This window comes from Corynebacterium sp. MSK047 (assembly GCF_030232285.1).
Taxonomy (GTDB): domain Bacteria; phylum Actinomycetota; class Actinomycetes; order Mycobacteriales; family Mycobacteriaceae; genus Corynebacterium; species Corynebacterium jeikeium_D.
Window position 1 is genome coordinate 90,015 of record NZ_JASPJI010000004.1, and the last position, 22,850, is coordinate 112,864.

The 22,850-nt window shown below is 59.8% G+C and carries 19 protein-coding genes; 14 read left to right on the forward strand and 5 right to left on the reverse strand.

Going from position 1 to position 22,850, the window contains the following annotated elements:
• Positions 1-184 precede the first annotated feature (184 nt).
• Both QP981_RS02505 and QP981_RS02510 read right to left on the reverse strand, forming a co-directional pair.
• Positions 185-730 (reverse strand): SAF domain-containing protein, encoded by a 546-nt coding sequence (locus QP981_RS02505; protein ID WP_224433571.1) that lies wholly within the window; start codon positions 728-730, stop codon positions 185-187.
• 105 nt (positions 731-835) lie between these two features.
• Positions 836-1,510, reverse strand: coding sequence for a 5-formyltetrahydrofolate cyclo-ligase (locus QP981_RS02510; protein ID WP_284857794.1), 675 nt, complete (start codon positions 1,508-1,510; stop codon positions 836-838).
• 132 nt (positions 1,511-1,642) lie between these two features.
• Between QP981_RS02510 and QP981_RS02515 the strand changes: the two genes are divergently transcribed.
• From QP981_RS02515 to QP981_RS02540, 6 genes are all read left to right on the forward strand, one after another.
• Positions 1,643-2,617, forward strand: coding sequence for a UTP--glucose-1-phosphate uridylyltransferase (locus QP981_RS02515; protein ID WP_016423265.1), 975 nt, complete (start codon positions 1,643-1,645; stop codon positions 2,615-2,617).
• Positions 2,618-2,696: 79 nt separating this feature from the next.
• The gene (gene glp / locus QP981_RS02520) at positions 2,697-3,968 is read left to right on the forward strand and encodes a molybdotransferase-like divisome protein Glp (RefSeq protein WP_005511382.1); all 1,272 of its coding nucleotides are present in this window, start codon (positions 2,697-2,699) and stop codon (positions 3,966-3,968) included.
• Between the two features lie 30 nt (positions 3,969-3,998).
• On the forward strand, positions 3,999-4,631 hold the full coding sequence (locus QP981_RS02525) for a GNAT family N-acetyltransferase (protein WP_048733595.1): 633 nt from the start codon (positions 3,999-4,001) through the stop codon (positions 4,629-4,631).
• A gap of 173 nt (positions 4,632-4,804) precedes the next feature.
• Positions 4,805-6,076, forward strand: coding sequence for a divisome protein SepX/GlpR (sepX, locus tag QP981_RS02530; RefSeq protein WP_070602791.1), 1,272 nt, complete (start codon positions 4,805-4,807; stop codon positions 6,074-6,076).
• Between the two features lie 236 nt (positions 6,077-6,312).
• Positions 6,313-6,717, forward strand: a complete 405-nt coding sequence (locus tag QP981_RS02535; protein WP_038629133.1) for a DoxX family protein — start codon at positions 6,313-6,315, stop codon at positions 6,715-6,717.
• Positions 6,718-6,768: 51 nt separating this feature from the next.
• The gene (locus QP981_RS02540) at positions 6,769-7,551 is read left to right on the forward strand and encodes a zf-HC2 domain-containing protein (RefSeq protein WP_101688063.1); all 783 of its coding nucleotides are present in this window, start codon (positions 6,769-6,771) and stop codon (positions 7,549-7,551) included.
• Here QP981_RS02540 and QP981_RS02545 read toward each other — a convergent pair.
• A complete protein-coding gene (locus tag QP981_RS02545; RefSeq protein ID WP_502869559.1) occupies positions 7,548-9,044 on the reverse strand; it encodes a dolichyl-phosphate-mannose--protein mannosyltransferase in 1,497 nt (498 codons plus the stop codon). The two genes, QP981_RS02540 and QP981_RS02545, sit on opposite strands and share 4 nt — an antisense overlap.
• 85 nt (positions 9,045-9,129) lie before the next feature.
• Between QP981_RS02545 and rsmI the strand changes: the two genes are divergently transcribed.
• Together rsmI and QP981_RS02555 are read left to right on the forward strand one after the other, a co-directional pair.
• On the forward strand, positions 9,130-10,041 hold the full coding sequence (gene rsmI, locus QP981_RS02550) for a 16S rRNA (cytidine(1402)-2'-O)-methyltransferase (RefSeq protein WP_016423259.1): 912 nt from the start codon (positions 9,130-9,132) through the stop codon (positions 10,039-10,041).
• Positions 10,042-10,199: 158 nt separating this feature from the next.
• Positions 10,200-11,876, forward strand: a complete 1,677-nt coding sequence (locus QP981_RS02555; RefSeq protein ID WP_049193060.1) for a BCCT family transporter — start codon at positions 10,200-10,202, stop codon at positions 11,874-11,876.
• Here the strand turns inward: QP981_RS02555 and QP981_RS02560 are convergent.
• Entirely contained in the window at positions 11,873-13,138 is a 1,266-nt protein-coding gene (locus tag QP981_RS02560; protein WP_284797608.1) for an aminodeoxychorismate synthase component I, read from the reverse strand. The genes QP981_RS02555 and QP981_RS02560 overlap by 4 nt on opposite strands.
• A 115-nt stretch (positions 13,139-13,253) precedes the next feature.
• On the opposite strand from QP981_RS02560, the gene metG reads away from it, so the two are divergent.
• From metG to rsmA, 4 genes are all read left to right on the forward strand, one after another.
• Positions 13,254-15,080: a methionine--tRNA ligase gene (gene metG / locus QP981_RS02565; protein ID WP_048733581.1), complete on the forward strand. Its 1,827-nt coding sequence runs from the start codon at positions 13,254-13,256 to the stop codon at positions 15,078-15,080.
• Positions 15,081-15,095: 15 nt separating this feature from the next.
• On the forward strand, positions 15,096-15,920 hold the full coding sequence (locus tag QP981_RS02570; protein WP_049171274.1) for a TatD family hydrolase: 825 nt from the start codon (positions 15,096-15,098) through the stop codon (positions 15,918-15,920).
• A 178-nt stretch (positions 15,921-16,098) separates the two neighbouring features.
• Positions 16,099-17,238 (forward strand): resuscitation-promoting factor, encoded by a 1,140-nt coding sequence (locus QP981_RS02575; RefSeq protein ID WP_049193061.1) that lies wholly within the window; start codon positions 16,099-16,101, stop codon positions 17,236-17,238.
• Positions 17,239-17,303: 65 nt separating this feature from the next.
• Entirely contained in the window at positions 17,304-18,206 is a 903-nt protein-coding gene (gene rsmA / locus QP981_RS02580; protein ID WP_284857792.1) for a 16S rRNA (adenine(1518)-N(6)/adenine(1519)-N(6))-dimethyltransferase RsmA, read from the forward strand.
• A gap of 11 nt (positions 18,207-18,217) precedes the next feature.
• On the opposite strand, the gene QP981_RS02585 is transcribed toward rsmA, so the two are convergent.
• Entirely contained in the window at positions 18,218-20,266 is a 2,049-nt protein-coding gene (locus QP981_RS02585; RefSeq protein WP_284857791.1) for an acyltransferase family protein, read from the reverse strand.
• A gap of 233 nt (positions 20,267-20,499) precedes the next feature.
• On the opposite strand from QP981_RS02585, the gene QP981_RS02590 reads away from it, so the two are divergent.
• Together QP981_RS02590 and QP981_RS02595 are read left to right on the forward strand one after the other, a co-directional pair.
• The gene (locus tag QP981_RS02590) at positions 20,500-21,015 is read left to right on the forward strand and encodes an NUDIX hydrolase (protein ID WP_284857790.1); all 516 of its coding nucleotides are present in this window, start codon (positions 20,500-20,502) and stop codon (positions 21,013-21,015) included.
• The gene (locus QP981_RS02595; protein WP_284857789.1) at positions 20,999-22,828 is read left to right on the forward strand and encodes an ABC-F family ATP-binding cassette domain-containing protein; all 1,830 of its coding nucleotides are present in this window, start codon (positions 20,999-21,001) and stop codon (positions 22,826-22,828) included. Before QP981_RS02590 ends, QP981_RS02595 begins: the two co-directional genes overlap by 17 nt.
• The last annotated feature ends 22 nt before the right edge of the window (positions 22,829-22,850 follow it).

The window sequence follows — 22,850 nt, forward strand, 5'->3', positions numbered from 1 at the left end:
AGGCCCATACGATTTTGAGAAACGGGGCAGTGCGATATCAGGCAGTGCCACTCTTCTTAGCTCTAATCGTAGTTTTGAATTGCCTGGCCATTGTATCCCCGCACTAAGTTGTGGGACAAGTCAACTTTCTGCGAAAAACACTGTTCAGGACCATAAAATCTTTGAACCAGTGAGATTTTGGTCACTAACCCGCGAGTAACAGTGTGAGCGGAGATGCTAGCGATGTCGCAGCCACCACCTCCGCGGCGCCGGTGGGCAGAGCGACCAAGACCACCTCATCGTCGACGATGTTGACCACCCTTGCCCCGTGTGCAAGCGGCGCCGCCACCCCGCGCTCATCCGCTGTCGACACAATATCCACGCTGTCACCAGTGCGAAGAGCGGACACAATGCCCGCATCAGTCAACGTGATGGCAATAATTTTGCTTTCCGACGTCCCCGTCAGCGACTTGGCAAGTGACGGGCCGACCATTCGCTGCTCTGTAATTATCTCTCTCGGTGACATGCCGGTGGCCAGGGTGCGTCCCCGCACAGAGGCGATGTCCGTTACGGCTCCACCGGGAACGAGCTCCCGGGGAATGTCCTTGAAAGCCACATCTTGTTCTGCCACCGATGCGCCAGCGGCAATGGATTTGGCGCTAACCACTACCCGAATATGGCCGCTGCGGGGTGTCAATGACTCCACCGCCGCCAGGCCGACTGCGCATAGGAAAACAGTGAGGGCAACCATCCGCCGAATAGTTGTGGGGCGGAGCTTTCGGAATGGACGCGGAAACCGGGACGAATATTTTGGGCTCATATTAAGTTAGGCGCGAAAATCCCGGAATCGGTTCCATTAAATCTGTGAAATCCTCGCTGGCGTGATCACATAATCGGCGGGAACGTCGTGCTCATCGTAGGCGAGGTCCGTGCGCAATTCGGTGTCGAAAACCGCAACAGCGATCACCGCAGCTCTCGCTCCACCCGTATCACCGTCGCGTCGAGCGAAAACCAAGCTGCGATCGTAATAACCAGCGCCACGCCCTAACCGCATCCCGGTTGCGGGGTCGGCCGCAACTGCCGGCAGAATAATGGCGTCGGCGGCAACTAGCTCCTCCGGGCCGGCGGCGCTTTCCACCGAAACAGGTTCCAAGAGTCCAAATCGGCCCTTGTGGAAGCTGCCGTTGTAGTAACCCCAGTGCAGCGGTTGTGGTGGACCGGGCGGGCAGACGGGAAGCAGAATTCGTGCTCCAGAAACCGCGTTTGCCAGAGCCTCCACAAAGCCCTGGCCGGGCTTACCGCCAGTCGAACTAGAAACGCTTGCGCCGGGTTCGTCACCAGCGGGGACATAAGCGGCAATGACAGGTTTTGCGAGGTCGCCGACGGTGTTGGATAACCATTCTTGCAACCGCTGTACCAGTGCTTCGTCGTCAAGCATGCGCTCACGCTGCCCCTTGGCGGCGCGTGCGGCGAGTACCTCGTGCCGTGTGCGGGCTTTGAAATCAGACGTGGTTTCGGGAAGCGGAGCCATACCTGCAAACCTACTCTGTCAGGTAGGGGAGCGACCTCTGTCGTCAGCGCAGGAGAAAATTTCTGATTAATGCGTTGAAAAAGCGGGGTCAGCCTCCGAGCAAATGGAAGTTATATAGGTATCGTTGCCATTATGGTCTCATCGTCTAAAGAGTCTGGTTCGGACATGACTACTCCGGTTCGAACTGTCATCGTTCCTGCCGCGGGCATGGGTACGCGATTCTTGCCTGCCACCAAGACAGTGCCGAAAGAATTGCTGCCCGTAGTTGATACGCCGGGCATCGAGATGATTGCTGAAGAGGCCGCCGCCACTGGTGCGCAACGCCTGGCTATTGTCACAGCGCCGAGTAAGGATGGCGTGCTTGGGCACTTCGACCCGCGCCCGGACCTTGAGCAGACTCTCGCCGAGCGCGGCAAGGACAAAATTGCAGCGAAGGTACGCCGCGCCACCGAGGTTATCCGCGTCGAATCCGTTGTCCAGGATCGACCGCTGGGCCTGGGGCATGCGGTGCTGGTCGCAGAGCCGCTGCTCGAAGACGATGAAGACAGCGTTGCTGTCATGCTTCCCGACGATCTCGTGCTCCCAGTGGGCGTGATGGATCGGATGACGGAAGTGCGCGAGCGCTTTGGTGGTTCGGTGCTGTGTGCGCTGGAAATTCCTCATGAAGAGGTCTACAACTACGGTGTCTTCGATATTGAGGACGCCACCCCGGCGGAGTCTGGTGAGCTCGGTGCTGACGCGGCCGACGCTGATGCCTGGGACGATGTGAAGCGAGTCAAGGGCATGGTGGAAAAGCCGGACCCTGCGGATGCTCCATCCAACTTCGTTGCAGTCGGACGTTACTTGCTCGATCGCGCCATCTTCGATGCGCTGCGTCGCATCCCGCGCGGTAAGGGCGGCGAATACCAGCTCACCGATGCAATTGAGCTGCTGATTCAAGAGGGGCATCCGGTTCATGTGGTCGTTCACAAGGGGTTCCGCCATGACCTGGGAAATCCTGGTGGCTTCATTCGTGCTTGCGTAGACTTTGGACTCAGGCATCCGGACTACGGCGAGGGGCTGCGCGACTACATGCAGCAGCGTCTGGCGCAGGATGAACAGGCTTAAAGCCTTTTTATAGAGGCTTGTACTGAGAAGCTGAATAGCCATAAAGCGCACCGCGGGTTGGTGCCGAGGAAGGTAAAACATGCGTTCTGTGGAAGAACAGTTGGCGGCAATCACCGCACACGCTGTGATGCCTGATCCTGTGCGCGTTGCTATTTCGGAATCCCTCGGCATGCTGTGCGCTGAGGATGTCATCGCTGAGCAGCCGTTACCGGGATTCGTGCAGTCAGCAATCGATGGTTATGCGGTGCGCGCTGTCGATATCGTCGGCGAATCTGGTTCTTTACCTCCGGATGCGCGTCAGAGTGATGTTGATTTTCGCGAGGTTGAGCTACCTGTTGTCGGTGAGGTGACAGCGGGTTCGCATCACCCGATGCGGCTACAGCCGAAGCAGGCCGTGCGCGTACAAACTGGTGCGCCGCTGCCATCGCTTGCCGACGCCGTCGTGCCCCTAAACTGGACCGACCGCGGTGGCCGTCGAGTTAATGTTCTCCATCCGGTCTACTCCGGTGACTTTGTGCGCAAGGTCGGTGACGACGTGCAGCCGGGTGACGTGGCGGTGTCCTTGGACTCGGTGATTTCGCCGTCACAGGTTGGATTGCTGGCAGCGGTGGGGCGTTCGAAGGTTTTGGTGCACCCCAAGCCGCGTATGTCCGTGATTTCCATTGGTAATGAGTTGGTCGATGTTGACCGCACGCCGGGGCTCGGTCAGGTCTACGACGTCAACTCCTACGCGTTGGCAGCAGCCGGCCGCGATGCTGGGGCTGAGGTACACCGAGTGGGTATTGCCACCGGTGAGCCCCGTCGCATCCGGGAAATCATCGAAGGCCAGCTCATTCGCAGTGAGCTTTTGGTCATCACGGGGGCTGTCGGCGGTGCCGCGGGTGAGCAGATTCGCCGTGTGCTGGCTGAATTGGGCGAGGTTGATGTTTCCCGCATCGCTATGCATCCTGGTTCAGTCCAGGGCTTTGGTCTGCTGGGAGATGACAAGATTCCAACGTTCCTCCTGCCGTCGAATCCGGTCGGCGCATTGGTCGTTTTTGAGGTCATGGTTCGTCCCCTCATTCGGCTGGCGTTGGGTAAGCGCAATCCCCGCCGCCGCGCTGTCACCGCTCGTGCTGTCGGCCCGATTGAGTCGGCGGAGAAGCGCCGTGGCTACATCCGTGGCCAGCTCATGCGTGACCGCGAGACCGGCGAATACATGGTGCAGCCGCTGGGAGGTTCCGGCGGTGCGCAAGCCCACCTTTTGGCCGGTATGTCGGAAGCCAACAGCCTCATCGTGATTCCGGAAGACGTGCTGCACGTGCGTCCGGGAGATGTAGTTGACGTGCTGTTCATGGCGCGCCAGGCCTAACCTCACTCCACTACCGCGAGTATTGTTGCTGTGCGTACTTCTCGTCTAGTAACCAGTGGCGGCCGAGTCCGCCTGCGTGTGCCAGAGCGCTCTGATGCCTCTGCATGGCGGGCACTGCGGCTGCGCGACGAGCCCATTTTGCGCCCCGTGGAGCCAACCCTCGAGGACGACTGGGATAACGCCCACAGGGCTTCTGTTTTCCGCCGTAACCTGCGCAGTTGGCGTCGTTCAGAGGCTGCGGGAGACATGATTGTCTCCACCATTGAGGTAGACGGCCAGTTCGCCGGCATGCTCACACTCGGCGGTATTACGCCTTTCCCCGTCGCTCACGCATGGATTGGCTACTGGGTCGGCAGCGGCTTTACATGTGGAGGGGTCGCCACTGCGGCAGTGGCGTTGGCGTCGGATTATGCCAAGAGAGTTGGCGTCCACCGAATTGAAGCGACTGTGTTGGACAGCAATGTCCCGTCGATACGCGTGCTGGAAAACTGTGGGTTCGAGTACGAAGGCGTGGCGCGGGAAGCCTTCCATATGGATGGCGCGTGGCGCGATCATCTGACCTATGCGCGGGTGGGGGAGGACAGTGCAGTGGACCTCATCGTGGCGAGTGGTCGCGCGCAATATGAAGAGGCGGAGAAATACCCACCGCAACGGCGCGCCTGAGTAGTCTGAGTAACACACGCCGATAGGGTGATGACAACTCTACTATTGGGCGAATTCGCTCTAGATACGCTGACTGCCTTCGCAAATGCCTCTGTGGAAGGGCATGTGGGTGGCGTATTTGGGCCGGGGAGAGACGGCGAAACCCCGGGCGAAATCGCAAGGAGACACAAAATATGTCAACTTCACTGTTGCTGATACTCATCGTTGTACTGTGGCTGTTTGTGCTGGCCCCGCTGGTGGTCAATACGCGCAAGCCGATCCGTCGTACCTCCGATGCGCTTGGTAAGACCCGCGTGCTGCATCGTGGTGGCGAGGAGTTGGCCACGACGCGCCGCCGTCCGTCTTTTAAGGAGTCGGACGTGCGCGTGGCCGAAGAAGTCGACGATTCTCTCGAAACCGTTGACGCGCAGGTCGACGATGACTTCGATGTCAGCGACGTGCTTATCGACGACACCGTGGACGAGGCGGCCGACCCGGCCGTCGTTGACGGCGATATCGTCTACGAGCTGGAAGCGGCAGATGCAGAAGAGGAGACCCCGCAGGCGGATGATTCCGCTACCGAGGAAGCCACTGCTGAGTCTTCTGACCGCTCTGACATGGACGTGTCCGATGATGAGTCTGCAGACCAGTCGCTGCAGGCTGTCGTTAATGACGAGGATGCTGAATCTGACTCCGCCGTTGCCTCCGCCGAAGGTGACGTGGTTCGTGCAGATGAGTCCTCTTCCGATGTGAGCGTTGACGTTCGCCGTCAGTTTGTCGACGCCGATGACTTGATGTTCGAAGATGCCGTTGAATCTGACGCTGATTCCGGTGCCGCGGCTGACGCTGAGCACGCGGACGCTGAGGCTCTCTCTGAGACTGAAGAGGCAGCAGACACCGTAGACGAGCAGGCGGAACCCGACGAGACCGGCGAGGACGACAGCGACCACAGTGTCGAGTCCAACGATGACGCAGTCGCTGTCGATGACACCTTGACCGAAGATGATTACGCGTTCGCTGAGAAGCGCCGTGGTCGTGGTGGGTTCGATCCGATTTCGGATGCCCAGTACGCTGAGACTCGCTTTGCCCGCCGCCGCCGTTCGGTTGCTGGGCTGGCAGCGTTCATCGCGGTCACGGTCATCATCGCTGCTTTCGCCGGTGGTTGGACCTGGTGGATTCCACTGGTCGGTGTCGGCTTGATGACCCTGTACCTGGTCAACCTGCGCCGCACCGTGCGTGCAGAGCAGGAACTGCGGGCTCGCCGAATTCGCCGTATGAAGATGGCCCGCCTCGGCGTGCGTAACCGCGAGGATGATGAGCTGGGAATTCCACAGCGTCTGCGCCGTCCGGGCGCGGTAGTGGTCGAGCTTGATGATGAGGACCCGGATTTCGCAGATCTGGCCTACACTGACTACCGCTTTGATGACGACGATTATGACGAAATGCCACAGGCTCGTGTGAGCTAGTCCTGTGAACTGAGCCGTAGAACAACCTTAAAGTTGTCTGAGCACGTCAGCGCGATTTTTTGTTAGAAACTCGGCCTGTTACGATGTCACTACCTAAGACATGACACACCGGGTGTGTTTGGCGGAAGGCTTCTCCCGAGGGGTTGGGAGAAGCCTTTTTGCATGTTTAAGTCGCTGGCCTCTCGCAGCCGCAGTGCTACCGTGTTTTGACCGTGCCGTCGGGTAGCATGTCCCTCATGGATCGACCGGTAATGCGCGATATCGCGCTCGTGATTCTCCGCCTGATACTCGGAATTATCTTCATCTGCCATGGCTGGGACAAGATTTTTATCACCGGTATCGACAAGACGACCGGTTACTTTGTCGCCGCGAATATCCCGCAGGCGCACTTGACGGTCTGGGTTGTCGCTCTAGTCGAACTGGTCGGAGGCGCGTTGCTGATTCTGGGACTCTTGGCACCGACGGTGGCGATGGTCTTCATCATTGAGATGATTGGTGCCTGGTGGTCGATGCACTTGGGCAATGGCCTGTTTATCCGCGACAACGGTGCAGAGCTTGTGATGTCACTCATCGGTGGGCTGGTGATGATTTTCGTTTTCGGGGCTGGCCGTTTCAGTTTGGACAGGCAGTTCATCAGGTAAGACCTCATTAGGTACAACCCCCTTAAGAGTTAAAGGCGGTGGAGATCCCCCGTGGAGTGCGAGGAAATTCGCGCAGCATTGTCAGCTCGCCTCGATGGCGAGCAGGCAAGCATTGCCGATGAAGTCATCGATGCCCATCTTGGGGCCTGTGAGGAGTGCCGAGCTTGGTACGAGCGAGCGGTGCGGCTGAACCGCGCCCTTACGGTTGGGCCTGCCGATGGTATGCCGGAGATTTCCACGGATGATCTCTCGGAGCGCATTTTGGTCTCCATCGAACCGGAGCGCCGCCGGCGTGAGCGCGCATGGCTGCTCATGGCCGGCACCGCCCGCGGGGTGCTCATTGCACTGGGCCTTTGCTGGGCGGTCTGGGGGATTGCGACACTGGTCGACGCCTCCGGCATGATGACGCTCGGACTTTCCTCGACGCAGCCGCAGGACGGTGCAGGAATCGCAACAAGCACGGAAGCGCCTATCGACGGTTCCACTGCCACTGTTGACCCAATGGAGCTCGGAGCACGCCTTGCCATCCAACTCGCGGCAATTCGGCTTGCATTGGCAGTGGGATTGTTCTGGGCTGCCTGGCGGCCACGCGCTGCCATGGGCATGGCGCCGGTCTACGGTGCCGTCGCCACGTTCAGCATCGGTTTTGGTATTCGTGACATTCTCATCGGCGCTCAGGGAGCATCAGAGATCGCTGGCCTGGCCTTGATGTTTGTCTCCGCTTTGACGCTGGCCGTTGTGTGGCTGGGCGGTTATACGCCGACGGCAATCGCACAGGCATGGCGAGCCGCCTCCGGGTTGCCGGTCACAGGCGTGCCGCCACAGCGGGACTAGCTCCAGGACGGCAACCAGAACCGCCATTCAAAGTGGTTGAGAGGCAGCGGGTAGCCGGTCAAAATCGGCAGCCAGAACACAAACGCGGCCACCACTAGTGCGGCGTGCGTGCCAACGATTACCAACCCCACCGGCTTATCGCGGGGCCGCCAGTGTGAGAGATCGTCGGCAAGCAGAGCAAAGGCGATGAGTACGAATGGAATCAGCGCGGTGGCGTAGAAGAAGTACATCTGACGGTCGTAGCCGATGACCCACGGCAGCCACGAGGCGAGGAACCCGATGACTGGCAGCGCGTAGCGGCCGTCGCGGCGGCCGAGCCAGCGCCATGTGGCCCACAGGACCACGGGGACCAGCAACCACCAGATGGGCGGGGTGCCAAAGAGCATCATCCAGCCCTTGCACTCCTGGCCGCCACTACAGGTGGTTTCGGTGGAGTAGTAGAGCATTGGGCGCCAGCTGACCAGCCACTCCCAGGGCTTGGACTCCCAAGGGTGTTTGTGGCCATTAGAGGTGGTCAGCTCGGCGTGGAACTTCAGCACGCTGTTTTGGTAGTGCAGGTAGTTCTGCACGGCCTCGGGAAGCCAGCCGGTGCCGGGAAGTCCCGTATCGCGGTCTTCGGGCGAGACATGGCGATAGACCGACGTTTCTTCGGCGAACCAGGAACGCCAACTTAAGAAGTAAACGCCCAGCGGAACCACCACCAGATCACGCAACGCCGGGGCGGTATCGCGGGCGAGCGCGCCGAGCATGGGCTTGTCCGCACCGGCATTCTTGCGTGACACCAGATCCGTGAAGACAGACCACAGGCCGAATGCGGCCATGTAGTACAGACCGGACCACTTCACCCCGGTGGCAAGCCCCAGCATGATGCCGGCGAGCAGTCGCCACCAGCGATAACTGAGATAGGGGCCGAAACTACCTAGCTCCGTGGCGGATTCCAGGCGCTTGCGGGCATCGGCCTGGTCAATGAGAAGTGCCCACGCGGCCGCGATGATGAAGAAGGTCTGAATCATGTCCAGCATGCCGACCCGAGAGGAGACAAACAGCACTCCGTCGGCAAGCGCGTAGAGACCAGCAATACCCACCGCCAACCGCGAGCCGCGAGAGATGCGTCGGACGATGTCCATGAGCAGCAGGATGACCAGCGTGCCACACACCGCCGACATAAATCGCCAGCCCATTGGTGAATAACCGAAGATCCACTCGCCCAAGGCGATGACCTGCTTGGCCACTGGCGGATGCACAATCAGACCGTAGCCGGGATTGTCCTCAATGCCAGATGAGATGGGGTCGCGCGTGGACTCCAGAATCTGCCAGGCCTGTGGCACATAGTGCTTTTCGTCGAAGAGCGGGGTGCCATTGTCGGTCTTGGCAGCAAGCCCGATGAAACGCGTTAGCGCTGCGACGATTCCGAGAACCACAAAAGTGGCGGTATCCCATTTGTCCCACCGCCGCAGTGGCGGCAGCGGGGGAACCGGGGGAATCGGGCGCAGGAAACGTTTTTTCGCGCGGCGCTCGGTTTCCGGTGGTGGGGTTAAAGCGGCATCGGTCACGAATGTCAGTTTAAGCTATGGAATCATGACGCATTCGGCATCGAACTTCCAACCGCACGAGAACGAGCCCCTCAGCGAGGCTACGACGCTGGCTCCCGGCATCACTCTGGTGGCAACGCCGCTGGGCAATATAGCCGATGCCTCCGACCGCTTGCGCGGTGCGCTTATCGACGCCGATATCATCGCCGCGGAAGACACCAGGCGGGCGCGCAACCTAGCCACAGCGCTGGGCATTTCCCCCAAGGGGAAGTTTGTTTCGAACTTCGATCACAACGAAGAGAGCCGCACTGAGTCGCTGATTCAGGCGGCGAAGGCGGGACAGAAAGTCATTGTGGTGACCGATGCGGGGATGCCGGTGGTGTCAGACCCCGGCCTGGCTGTGGTGGCGGCTGCTCACGACGCGGGTGTGCCGGTGTCCTGCGTACCGGGACCGAGCGCGGTGACTACCGCATTGGCTCTCAGCGGCTTGGGTGTCGGCCACTTCTGCTTCGATGGCTTTGCACCTCGTAAACAGGGGGCGCGCCGGGCCTGGTTGGAATCACTGAAGACAGAGAAGCGAGCCTGTTGTTTCTTTGAGTCGCCGCATCGATTGGCTGCCACGTTGGCGGATGCCGCGGAGATTTTAGGTGAGGAGCGGCGCGCGTCGGTAAGCCGTGAGTTGACCAAGCGCTTTGAAGAGACTCGCCGCGCGACGCTGGGAGAGCTGGCTGCGTGGGCGGAAGAAGGTGTCCGCGGAGAAATTACGGTGGTGATTGAGGGCGCGGGGCAGCAGGCGACGGAGGTATCCACGGAGGACCTAGTTGACCGCGTGGAGGAGCTCGTGGCTGATGGCATGCGGTTGAAGGATGCCGCGAAGCAGGCTGCGGCGGAGGCTGGAATGACAAAGCACCGTGATCTCTATCAGGCGGTTTTGGCTGCTCGCGAGGAAAATCGTTAGGCGATTGTTACTTTGTGCCAGGAAATGCCCAGCGCACGACAGTGAACAGGGTAAACGCCATTATTGGCAGTTTTTGCAAGCTGGGAAAAATGAAGAAAACCTGAGAAAACCCGCATTCTAAGTTGAAATCCCAGGTCAATGGTGGACATGGTGGAGGAATGACGAATCCACCAGAGCATGAAATACAACAAGAAGTAGGGGAGTCAGTCGTCGGCGAAGTCAGGGCCGACGATTCTCACGCTCCCGTGAACCTCGGGGTTACCATCCCCGCCGTTGTCGCAATTCTGGCAATCATCGTCTGGGGCCTGGCGTGGCCGGATAGTTTCTCGACGTTTGCATCTAGCTCTCTGAACTGGGTCGTGGAGAACATCGGCTGGCTGTTTATCTTGGCCAGTACCGTCTTTGTCTTCTTCATTGTGTCCATCGCGATTTCCAAGTTCGGTCACATCCGCTTGGGCAAGGACAACGAGAAACCAGAGTTTTCCACGCCTAGCTGGATTGCGATGATGTTCGCCGCCGGTATGGGCATCGGTCTGATGTTCTACGGTGTCGCTGAGCCGCTGACCTTCTATCGCGATGGCGTGCCGGGCCACCAGCCGAAGGAAGTCGGTACCGCCATGGCTTCGACGATGTTCCACTGGACTCTGCACCCGTGGTCGCTCTACGCCATCGTCGGTCTCGCAATTGCTTACTCGACCTACCGCCTCGGCCGAAAGCAGCTGATTTCGGCGGCGTTCATCCCGCTCATCGGCGCGCGTCGCGCTGAGGGGCGGTTGGGCAAGCTTATCGACGCGCTTGCGATTTTTGCCACCGTCTTCGGTACGGCAGCCTCTCTCGGTGTGGGCGTACTTCAGATTTCCGCCGGTTTGGAAATCAACGGGTTCAACGCCATCAAGGGCGCACCTTTGTGGATTGGTCTTATTCTCGTTCTGGGCTGTGCCTTCTTGGTCTCTGCACTGTCGGGCGTGGGCAAGGGAATTCAGTACATCTCGAACTTCAACATGGTTGCCGCAGGTCTGCTGGCTCTGCTGGTGTTGGTCCTCGGCCCTACCGTGGTGATTCTGAACCTGATTCCGACCTCTATTGGCAGCTACCTGGATTCCTTCTTTGAGATGGCCTCCCGCTCCAGTGCTTCCGCTGACGGCACCGCCGGTGAATGGCTCTCTTCCTGGACAATTTTCTACTGGGCCTGGTGGATCTCATGGTCGCCGTTTGTCGGTATGTTCATCGCACGTATTTCTCGCGGCCGTACTATCCGTGAGTTCGTCTTCACCGTCGTCGCAGTTCCGTCGATTGTCTCTGCCGTATGGTTCTCCATCTTTGGCGGCACCGCCATTACTCGTGAGCAGCAGGGTGCTTCCATCTATGGCGACGGCTCGGCTGAGAGCCAGCTGTTCAACCTGCTGGAATCCCTGCCGGGTGGCGCGATTACTTCCGTCATCGCAATGGTTCTGCTGGCTACCTTCTTCATTACCTCGGCGGACTCCGCCTCCACGGTGATGGGCACCATGAGCCAGTTCGGTCGACTCACAGCATCGCGCACGGTCACTGCTATGTGGGGTATTTTCACCGCTCTGATTGCGATTGTCCTATTGGTCACCGGCGGCAGCGATGCCCTGTCCAACCTGCAGAACATCACCATTTTGGCGGCAAGCCCGTTCGTCATTGTTATCTTGGCGCTGATGGTGGCGCTGGTTAAGGGGCTTTCCGACGATCCGATGTACCTCGATGACAAGGAACAGCGTCAGTTTGCCCTGCGCATGGCTCGCGAGCGCCGCTTGGCGGAAGCGGCCGAACAGCGCGAACGCCGCCGTGCTCGTAAATTGCGCAACTAGCTTTCCAACAGCAGCGGTGCGGCCTTGGCCTCAATCTCGGCCCATTCGCCCTCGGGCGTAGACCCGATGGTGATGCCACCGCCGATGCCAGCTTCGACCCGAACTCTCCCCGAGTTCGGGTCTTTTGCATACTCAGCGGTACGAATGGCGACATTGAGCTCAAGTGCATCCCCGTGGGCCGCACCAATCGCGCCACAGTGAGCGCCACGGGGCTCGGGTTCCCACTCGCGCAGAAGCTCAATTGCTCGCAGCTTCGGTGTACCGGTGACTGAGGCCGGTGGGAAGCAGGCATCGATCAGCTCAGCGTGGCTGAGCTGATCGGGAAGTTCCGCGGAAACTGTGGAAAACAGGTGCCACACGCCCGGTGCCGGACGCACACTGAGCAGATCCGTGACCTTCACAGTGCCAGTTTTGGCCACCTGGCCGAGGTCGTGGCGCACCAGGTCGACAATCATGATGTTCTCGGCGACATCCTTATCGCTGCGCAACAGCTCATGCGGGGACCGGTCAGCGGGAATCGTGCCTTTGATCGGAGTTTCAGTCACGCTTGTGCCCGCGCGAATGAGGAACTCCTCAGGACTCAGCGAGGCCAAAATTGGAATTCGAGCATCGAGGTTGCCGGGCAAGAATGCTGCTCGAGCCGGCTGATACCGCGCCACGCGGGAGGAAAACCACGCGCCGGCGTGGGCTAGTGCAGCGTTGTCCACATCGACGTCCGTGCCCGATTCCGCATTCAGCCCCGCGTGAAAGCGTGTGGAAATGCAGGTTTGATACACCTCGCCTGCGGCAATTGCCTCCTTACAGTTCTCCACCGCACGCTGGTGACGGCCGCGGTCGCCCTGATCCCACTCCAGTGGTGAGGCCGCGGGGAGCGCGTCGTCACGCGTGTTTTCGTGCGAGTAAGTGATGGCCTCCTGAAGAGCTTGGAAATCCGGATTTAAGGGGTCACCGGCGCCGGGGCCGTCGAAATGCCACGTGCCGTCGTCGGCAAGCAGTGCGACGCAGGCAGCGACCCCGTGCGCGCTGGTGCCGGAGTAGGGGCGGAACCCAAATATCCACGCATCGGAGCCGGGGCTGGTGAAAAGCGCTGTCGAATCGCAGGCGGTGAGCTCGACGTTGGCGGCGAGAACTGCGCGATAACCGAACCAGGAGCCGATGAGTGCGGCGGGGCGATGACCGGCAGTGATAAGACGTGCTAGCGCAGTGGTCGCGCGCGAAGTGAAGTCAGCGGCCGAGTCGGAGGAGGTGGACCGAGTGGACATAGGACATAAGCGTAGTGACTGCGCGAGCGCGCGATGACGCTAGGGGACAGTTCTTGGAAGACTTCATGAGGGCACAGTTCATCGTGATGGTAGGTCATCTATTACCCTGTTAGATATGTCTCGCATTTTCACAGCAGTTGCGTGGCCGTACGCTAACGGTCCGCGACATATCGGCCATGTTGCAGGTTTCGGAGTCCCCTCGGACGTTTTCGCTCGCTACCAGCGAATGATTGGCAATGACGTGCTGATGGTCTCCGGTACTGATGAGCATGGCACGCCACTGCTTGTGCAAGCAGAGAAGGAAGGCGTTTCTGTCCAGGAATTGGCCGACCGTTACAACCGCCAGATTGTGCAGGACCTCGCGGGTCTGGGGCTTTCCTACGACCTGTTTACGCGCACAACCACGCGCAACCACTACGCCGTTGTCCAGGAGCTCTTCCGCGGACTCTACGAAAACGGCTACATGGTCAAGCAGACCACGATGGGTGCGATTTCCCCGTCGACCGGTCGCACCCTGCCGGACCGTTACATCGAAGGTACCTGCCCAATTTGTGGCGCTTCCGGTGCCCGCGGCGACCAGTGCGACAACTGCGGTAACCAGCTTGACCCGGCCGATCTGATTGATCCGGTGTCGAAAATCAACGGCGAGACCCCGAAATTCGTTGAAACTGAGCACTTCCTGCTAGACCTGCCGGCTCTGGCAGAGGCCTTGACCGAGTGGCTGCAGGAGCGCAAGGACTGGCGCCCGAACGTGCTGAAGTTCTCCCTGAACATCCTGAAGGACATCCGTCCGCGTGCAATGAGCCGTGATATTGACTGGGGTGTGCCGATTCCGCTGGAGGGCTGGTCGGAAAACGGAACCAAGAAACTCTACGTTTGGTTCGACGCCGTCGTCGGTTACCTATCCGCTTCCATCGAGTGGGCCTGGCGCATCGGTGACCCGGAAGCGTGGCGCAAGTGGTGGAATGACCCGGAGGCGCTGTCCTACTACTTCATGGGCAAGGACAACATCACCTTCCACTCCCAGATTTGGCCGGCTGAGCTGCTGGGCTACCGTGGCGAAGGCTCCCGCGGAGGCGAGGTCGGGGAGCTCGGTGAGTTGAACCTGCCGACGGAGGTCGTCTCCTCGGAGTACCTGACCATGTCGGGCTCGAAGTTCTCCTCTTCCAAGGGCGTTGTCATCTATGTGAAGGATTTCCTGGCGGAGTTCGGTCCGGATCCGCTGCGCTACTTCATCGCCATGGCTGGTCCGGAAAACCAGGACACCGACTTCACCTGGGATGAGTTTGTCCGCCGCGTGAATAACGAGCTGGCCAACTCCTGGGGAAACCTGGTCAACCGCACCGTGTCCATGGCTTTCAAGAACTTCGGTGAGGTGCCAACTCCGGGCGAGCTCACCGACGCTGACCGTGAACTGCTCGACCTGGCTGAGCGTTCCTTCGCCGAGGTCGGCGACGCACTCGCACTGTCCCGCTTCCGCGCTGGTATCACTGCCGCAATGCACCTGGTCGGAGAGGCCAACGCCTACATTGCTGCGCAGGAGCCGTGGAAGCTAGCCAAGGATGAGTCTCAGCGCGAGCGCCTGGCCACCGTGCTGTGGACAGCACTGCAGGTAGTCAGCGATGCCAATGTGCTGCTGACCCCGTACCTGCCGGAAAGCGCGCAGAAGGTCTTCGAGACCCTGGGCGGCGAGGGGATCTGGGCCGCAATGCCGGAAGTGCAGGAAGTCCAGGACGACATGCCGGTCGAGCCGGTCGGCGCTGACCTGCCGGCAGAGGGCAGGAGCTACCCAATCATCACTGGTGACTACGTCAATCAGAAGGCCGCCTGGCGTCGCTTCGACATTGAGCCGGGTACGGCGCTGGCCAAGCCGAAGCCGATTTTCACCAAGCTCGACGCTGAGTTGGCTGAGCACGGCCCTGAGTGGGCACAGGTGAAGTAGGGGCACAGTAGAGGTATGGGAAAGCGCAAACGCAAGATTGCAGAACCCGCGGAGTATCTCACTCCGCTGTTTGACGCCCACACGCATCTCGCGTCCTGTGGGGCGCAAACTCCGGAGGAGATTGCGGCTCTCATGGACCGGGCCGCCGCAGCGGGCGTCGTCGGAGTCTGCACGGTCGGCGACGGCATGCCGGAAACCGAACTGGCCTTTGCCGCCGCGCACGCGCACCCCAACGTCTGGGCCGCCGCCGCCATCCATCCGACGCGCGCACACGAGCTTGACGACGACGCCAAGGCCCGTCTGACCGAAATGGCTGCCGACCCCAGAGTCGTGGCCGTGGGGGAGACGGGATTGGATTGGTACTGGTTGGATTCTCTCGACGGCTGCGCGTCGAAGAGCGAACAGCTGGCTGCGTTGCAGTGGCATATGGAGCTCGCAGCAACCGTCGGCAAGCCGTTGATGATTCATAACCGCGACGCCGATGAAGATCTGATGGCGGCGTTGGACGGCTACGACAATACGGTCATTTTGCACTGTTTCTCTTCGCCTATCGAGGTTGCCCGCGAAGCCATTGCACGCGGTTACCTGCTGAGTTTTACCGGCAACGTGACCTTCAAACGCAATGATTACCTGCGGCAGGCTGTGGCTGAGGCGCCGGCGGAGCAGCTGCTGGTGGAAACCGATGCCCCGTACATGACTGCAGAGCCTTTCCGAGGTGCGCGCAACGAGTCCACTTTTATCGGTCATCAGGCACGTGCGATGGCTGCGGCCCGAGAAATCGGGGCGGAAGAGATGGCGCAGATTTTGACGGATAACGCACGTCGGGTGTACGGCATTTAAGCACGTGCTGGCGTATTGCCGCCCCTGAGCTGCGGAAATGCAGCCGGGGCGGTTTGTTGTATTTCCCGTCACTTTTATCGATATATTTTAGACAACACTGAATCTTTACCGTACTGTTACAAACTGTATTTCTTTCATCTGCTAACTGCCCATCCTCCGAAAGGCTGTGACGAACCCCGTGAGTGCTGCGAAGAAGCGTCATCTCAATCGTGCTAACGACGGAGTTTCCACTTCGTCCAAGATCGCCGCAGGCGGTCTGGTCGCTGCTGTTGCTCTGGGTGGCACTGTCGCAGCGTCCAACTATGACACCATCACCGTCGAAATCGACGGCAAGGTTGAGCAAATCGCAACCTGGTCCAAGGATGACAAGGCCATTCTGCAGAAGGCTGGTGTTGAAACCACCGGTGGCGACCTGGTTCAGCGTCAGGGTGATCTCACGGACGGTGGCAAGCTGGTCTACCGCTCTGCCAAGCCGGTCACGATGATCGTCGATGGCAAGCCGCAGGAGCACAAGACCAATGCCATCACTACCGATGAGCTGATTGAAGGTCTGAAGAAGCAGGGGCTCATCTCCGATAAGGACAAGGTCGAGGTCGAAAAGGGCGAGATTTCCGCTAAGGGGGTCGAACTCGACGTCGTTCGAGCCAAGAATATTGTGCTTCACGACGATGCCAAGGACATCGACCTTACTGTCCCGGCTATGACCGTCGGTGATGTGCTGGCTCAGCGTGGCATTGAGCTGCGTGAAGATGACACCGTCGAGCCGGGTCTGGATGCTCCGGTCACCGAGGGGATGCGCATCGCTCTGTCTCGTTTGATTGATAAAACCATCACCGAGACTGAGGAGATTCCAGCTCACGAGAACATCATTGAAGATGATTCGATGTTCGAAGACGAGCGCATCGTTGAGCAGGAGGGTGAGCCGGGCCAGGTAGAGCGTCAGGTCAAGGTCACGTCTCGCGATGGTGAAGAGCTCGGACGCGAGGTCCTGGAAGAAAAGGAGCTAAAGGCTCCGGGTATCTCCACTATCCGCCAGGGCACTAAGTCCCGCATTGCGGCTCCGGCTGCCGGCTACGGTGTGTGGGATCAGCTGGCTCAGTGCGAGTCCGGCGGCGACTGGGCTATCGATACCGGTAACGGTTTCTCCGGTGGTCTGCAGTTCACCGATTCCACCTGGGCAGCTTACGGCGGTACTGAGTATGCACCGCGCGCATCGCAGGCTTCCCGCGAGCAGCAGATTGCTGTCGCTGAGCGCGTCCAGGCTGGTCAGGGTTGGGGAGCCTGGCCCGCTTGCACCGCTTCCATGGGGCTTCGTTAAAGCTAGTTCCGTCTAGTCATAACGAGCTAAACCTATTTTTTGCGTTGACCCCGTAGTATCTAACTGTGACTAAAGCAGAAGTTTCTTTCTTGGGGCCGGTCGAAGTACGCGACTTGGCGGCGCAGTTGGATATTGTCCCGACGAAGAAATTGGGGCAGAACTTCGTCCACGACGCCAACACCGTGCGTCGAATTGTCGCTGCGGCGGACTTGCCGGAGGATTCCTACCCTGTTGAGGTTGGCCCCGGCTTGGGCTCGCTGACACTCGGGCTGCTCGAACACTGCGGCCGCGCCGCGGCTGTTGAAATCGATCCGCGGCTGGCGGAGCGTCTGCCCCAGACAGTCAATGAGCGCGCCGAAGGCTGCGCACTTGAGCTCATTGAGAAAGACGCGCTGAAGGTCAGCCGCGAGGACTTTCAGACTGCCCCAGATGCTCTGGTCGCCAATCTGCCATACAACGTTTCTGTACCGGTGCTGCTGCACATGCTTGCCGAGCTACCTACCATCCGCCGCGTGCTTGTGATGGTTCAGTCTGAGGTCGCTGACCGGCTGGCGGCTCAGCCGGGCTCCAAGATTTACGGTGTTCCCAGTGTCAAGGCCGCCTACTACGGCACAGTGCGTCGCGCCGGCGCCATTGGCCCGCACGTCTTCTGGCCGGTCCCCAAGGTTGATTCCGGGCTCGTGCGCATTGACTGCTACGCCCGCTCCGACGCTCCAGAGACTCCCGATGTCTTCGGTGCCCCCGAGGCCCCGTGGGAAATCTCGCCGCAGTTCCGCGCGCGCCTCTTCCCGCTTATCGACGCTGCTTTTGCGCAACGCCGCAAGACCCTCCGGGCGGCCCTATCGGGGATTTACGGATCTGGTGCCGCAGCCGAAGAGGCGCTTATAGCAGCGGGAATTGACCCGAAGCAGCGAGGAGAGAAGCTCGAAATTGCCGACTTCGTTCGCCTCGCTGAGGCCACTCGCTAAAACTAGCTGAACTAGCTGTTGACAATCTTCTTAGCTGGTTTGTGGCCTGTGCCGTCCGCGGGAAAGGCATGGGCCAAAGCGCTGGCGAAGCGCTTCGCACGCTCGGCGTTACCCTCCGGCAGGAAGTGTGTGCCATCGCCAGGGATGAACCAATCGTTGTGCTCCGATACCTCCGAGGCCCAATCCCAAATCGCGACATTCGGGTATTCCTTGGCGACTTCCTTCAACAGCTTGTTAAACAGCTTCATGTTGGCATTGTCGTAGTAGCTGTCTGCCGGCTGATAAGTGCCGACCGTGTTCCACATGACCATCTGCCCCTCGAGGAGGTCCAGCATGGTGCGGATATTTGCCTTGATTTCCTCAGGGTTTTGTTCGTAGCCGTAATCTGGCAGCGCAGCGTAGTTCGCCGCGTCGTTGACACCCGTGGCAATGACCCAGCAGGTATCCTCATCCTGGCCCATGTTCAGCAATTCGGTGACCGACTGAACGGCGGAAGGGTAGTCCTGGTAACCCTGGTTGGTCGCGCGGGCACCAAATACGCTGTCTGTCACTTCGTTTGCGCCACGGTCGAGGTAAGTCTGGAACCCGGTGTCGGCTCCCTCCGGAATCTGGTACGGGTCGAACAGCCCAATGGAGGTCGAGTCGCCGACATGCACGACTGTTGTGCAGCGCATCCGCGCATCCTCGGAAGTCTTCGTACCCCCAGCTGATTTGCTGCCCGCCTTAGACTTCTCCGAAGCGTCCTTCGGCAGTTCCATGGCTACACTAGCGCCAGCATTGCTACCGCCACGGTTGTCAGTACCGCTGAGAAGCAATGGTGCACCGATGACAATCAGTGCCAGCATCGTAATAGTCGAGGTCGCGGGAATGGCGCCCATGTAGTGGGGCACGTACTCCTTGGCGTCCTCGTTACCAGCACGGCGTGCACGGCGTGCCTGTAGGCGTTCACGTAACGGCTCGACAATGCCGTGACGACGAATCGGGTCTTCCAGCACCACCCAGCTGATGGCGGACAACAGGATAGAACCGCCGAATACGAGTGTGCTGCTGGCCCAGGCGACAAGGGGGCTCTCTGCAGTCCCCGGCAGCCACTGGCGGGGAAGGAAAGCAATGATGGGCATATGCCAGAGGTAGATACCGTAGGAACGCTCACCCAGCCAACGCAATGGGGCGGCTCCTAGCACTCGGCTGAAGAGACTCTCGCGATTCAATCCGGCCATGATAACCAGCACGCTCGCAATGGTCACGAGGATGAGACCGCCCTGGTAGAGGAAGAGTCCCCGCTGCGAAGTCTGCGTGGCCAGCGCAAGAATGCTGGCGAGACCGATTAAGCCCAGCAGCCCGGACAGGCCGCGGTTCAAGGTTGCGGTGACGCCTTCGTGACGTCGGAAAGCAAGGGCGATAGCGAGTGCCGCGCCGAGTAGTAGCCCACCTGCGCGGGTGTCTGTTCCCTCGTAGATGCGCGTGTGGTCGGCGCCGGCGGATGCCAGCCCCCACATCAGCGCGAACGATGCGACTGTCAGTGCGATGGTAGCGGCGACGATACGACGGCGACCGCGCAGTACAGCAAAGAGCACAACCAGGATGATGGGCCAGATGATGTAGAACTGTTCCTCGATGGACAGTGACCACATGTGATCCAGTGGGCCGAGACCGGCGAACTTATCAAAGTAGGATTCACCGGCAGCGATGGTATGCCAATTGTTCATGTAAAACAGCGCGGACAGTGCCTGCCAACCAGTCTTGGCGGCGTCCTCGGGACGAAACGCGATGGTGAGGAACATAACCGAAATCAGCGTGGTGATTACGGCGGGTAGGAGTCGCCGGAAACGTCGGAACCAGAAGGTCTTTAGGCGGAAAGTGTCGTGGCGCAGCTTGGAATTGGCCAGGTTTGTGGTGATCAAGTAGCCCGACAGAGTGAAGAAGACAGCGACACCGAGTAGACCACCGCCGAAGCCCGGCACTGCCAGGTGGTAGAGGACTACGAGTGCGACGGCGATGGTACGGATTCCGTCGAGAGCCGGTACATACTGCTCGGGATGCTTTACTGGACGAGGCATAGAGGTAGGGGAGTTCTTTCAATAACTAAAAGCGCCGTGACGAAGTGTTGTCGCTGCACCAGGAAAATTTAGTGGCAAAAGAATATCCGTGAATTATAAATTACTGGCATTCACCAAGCCTCATTGGTGAATCCATCTAGTACACCCTTTTGTGGTGAGCTCACCGCTAAAGTGGGAAGAAGCGTCTAAAAGAGAGCCAAAAAGCAGCACTTACAAAGGCAGGAACACCCTTCATGCACTGTGATGACAACCCCAGTGGGGCCGAGATCGGCCGGCGCGAACCGCGCGGCTTGGCTTGGACTAAGTTCTGGCCTGACGACGACGGCTGGGTGTGCAACTGCATAGTTTTCCGCGGTGACCGATTGCTGCTTCTGCTGCGTGAATACGAGGGCTTCCTCGGCGGCCAGTGGGATTTGCCCGGTGGCAAGCTCGATGCCGGGGAAGAGCCAGCGCAGGCCGCTGTGCGCGAACTGCGTGAAGAGGCCGGCCTCGATGCAGCCGAGGTCAGCGAGTTTGCGCACTTTTCCAATCCAGATTTGGGCGGGGAGAACTTCCGCTTCCACACGGTGACCTTTCTAGTGCGCGAGGCTGATGACATGCAGACTGTTCAGCTCAGTGGCGAGCATCCGGAGTTCAGATGGGTAACCCGAGAGCAGTTTGATGAGCTGCCGGTGGCCTGGTACGTCCGGCGTGTGCTTGGCAACGTCGAATGGGGCACAATTAATACTCATCATGGCGAATCTGATTAATTGCGAGAATATTTCTAAGTCCTTCGGGCTCAAGACTCTGCTCGATGGAGTCAGCCTCGGCGTTCAAGAGGGCGACCGCATCGGCGTTGTCGGTTTGAACGGTGGCGGCAAGTCCACACTGCTAAAGATTCTGGCAGGCGTGGAGCCGGCGGACTCCGGACGTATTTCGCGAGCCAACGACATGGCCATGGCGCATGTTACCCAGGGCGCGGAGCTCGACCCGAACTCCACCGTGTTTGAATGCGTCATCGCACCGCTCGGCCTCGCTGAACACGAGTGGGCGGGTAGCGCTTCCATCCGCGAGGTCCTCGATGGCATCGGTATCAATGACCTCGGTATGGATACCAATGTCGCCAATCTCTCCGGTGGTGAGCGCCGTCGCGTTAACCTGGCGGCCGCACTGGTCCGCGATCTGGATCTGCTCATTCTCGATGAGCCAACGAACCACCTCGATATTGAGGGTGTGCAGTGGTTGGCCGATCATGTTCTTTCGCGCCGGGCAGCCCTGGTCGTCGTCACGCACGATCGTTGGTTCCTGGATACCGTTGCCACGAAGACGTGGGAAGTCCACGACGGTACCGTCGATTTTTACGATGGCGGTTACAACGACTGGACATTCGCGCGTGCCGAGCGTGCGCGCCAGGCCGATGCCGCCGAGCAGCGTCGTCAGAACCTCGCGCGCAAGGAACTCGCGTGGTTGCGCCGTGGTGCGCCGGCCCGCACCTCGAAGCCTCGCTACCGCATCGAAGCCGCCGAGGCGCTCATAGCTGATGTGCCAGCACCGCGCGATTCTGTGGAGCTGATGGCGTTTTCGCAGCGTCGTCAGGGCAAGGTGGTCGTGGAGCTGGAGCATGCGTCCCTGGAAACGCCCGACGGTAGAGAATTGCTTAACGACGTCACGTGGCGCCTGGCCCCCGGCGAGCGCATCGGCCTGGTCGGTGTTAACGGCTCGGGTAAGACGACTTTGTTGCGTGCGTTGGCGGGAGACTACCCCCTAAGCGATGGCAAGCGAATTGAGGGCAAGACGGTGCGCCTGGGCTGGCTGCGACAGGAGCTCGATGATCTGCCGCTGGATATGCGTGTGCTCGACGCTGTGGAGGACGTCGCGACCTATATTGACCTGGGCAAGAAGCAGATTAGCGCCTCGCAACTGGCTGAGCGATTGGGATTTTCCCCGAAACGGCAACGCACTCCAATCGCAGACCTTTCCGGTGGTGAGCGCCGTCGCTTGCAACTCACGCGTGTGTTGATGAGTGAGCCGAACTTCCTGCTGCTCGACGAGCCGACCAATGACCTGGACATTGACACGCTGCAGGAATTGGAAGACCTGCTGGACAATTGGCCGGGCACGCTGGTGGTCATCTCGCACGACCGCTACCTGATTGAGCGTATTGCCGACTCGACCTGGGCCCTTTTCGGCGATGGTGAGCTGACGAACCTGCCAGGTGGGATTGGTCAATACCTCCAGCGCCGCGCACAGCTGGCTGACAGGGGTGCAGGTGGCGGGGCCTCTCAAGCAAATGCCGGTAGTCCGCAGACCCGTGGCGCAGCTTCAGAGGAGGATGCCTCGAAGCTCTCGGCGGCGGAGGCTCATGCTCTCCATAAGAAGATGAGCGCCCTGGAACGGAAGATGGCGAAGCTGAGCGAGCAGGAAAGTAAGCTGCATGCGCAGATGGCGGAAGCGAGTGCTGATGTAGCCAACTTGGACACACAAAAGCTGGCGGACCTCGATCGCCGTGCTGCGGAGGTGGTTGAGCAGAAGGCAGAGCTGGAGATGGAGTGGCTGGAGCTAGGGGAGCAGCTCGAGGGCTAGCATCTTACTTCAGCTACTAGCC

Excerpts from the sequence above, each read along its gene's own strand:
- QP981_RS02505 (WP_224433571.1), bottom strand. The coding sequence starts at position 730 with ATGGTTGCCCTCACTGTTTTCCTATGCGCAGTCGGCCTGGCGGCGGTG.
- QP981_RS02510 (WP_284857794.1), bottom strand. The coding sequence starts at position 1,510 with ATGGCTCCGCTTCCCGAAACCACGTCTGATTTCAAAGCCCGCACACGG.
- QP981_RS02515 (WP_016423265.1), top strand. The coding sequence starts at position 1,643 with ATGGTCTCATCGTCTAAAGAGTCTGGTTCGGACATGACTACTCCGGTT.
- glp (WP_005511382.1), top strand. The coding sequence starts at position 2,697 with ATGCGTTCTGTGGAAGAACAGTTGGCGGCAATCACCGCACACGCTGTG.
- sepX (WP_070602791.1), top strand. The coding sequence starts at position 4,805 with ATGTCAACTTCACTGTTGCTGATACTCATCGTTGTACTGTGGCTGTTT.
- QP981_RS02535 (WP_038629133.1), top strand. The coding sequence starts at position 6,313 with ATGGATCGACCGGTAATGCGCGATATCGCGCTCGTGATTCTCCGCCTG.
- rsmI (WP_016423259.1), top strand. The coding sequence starts at position 9,130 with ATGACGCATTCGGCATCGAACTTCCAACCGCACGAGAACGAGCCCCTC.
- QP981_RS02555 (WP_049193060.1), top strand. The coding sequence starts at position 10,200 with ATGACGAATCCACCAGAGCATGAAATACAACAAGAAGTAGGGGAGTCA.
- QP981_RS02560 (WP_284797608.1), bottom strand. The coding sequence starts at position 13,138 with ATGTCCACTCGGTCCACCTCCTCCGACTCGGCCGCTGACTTCACTTCG.
- metG (WP_048733581.1), top strand. The coding sequence starts at position 13,254 with ATGTCTCGCATTTTCACAGCAGTTGCGTGGCCGTACGCTAACGGTCCG.
- QP981_RS02570 (WP_049171274.1), top strand. The coding sequence starts at position 15,096 with ATGGGAAAGCGCAAACGCAAGATTGCAGAACCCGCGGAGTATCTCACT.
- QP981_RS02585 (WP_284857791.1), bottom strand. The coding sequence starts at position 20,266 with ATGCCTCGTCCAGTAAAGCATCCCGAGCAGTATGTACCGGCTCTCGAC.
- QP981_RS02590 (WP_284857790.1), top strand. The coding sequence starts at position 20,500 with ATGCACTGTGATGACAACCCCAGTGGGGCCGAGATCGGCCGGCGCGAA.
- QP981_RS02595 (WP_284857789.1), top strand. The coding sequence starts at position 20,999 with ATGGCGAATCTGATTAATTGCGAGAATATTTCTAAGTCCTTCGGGCTC.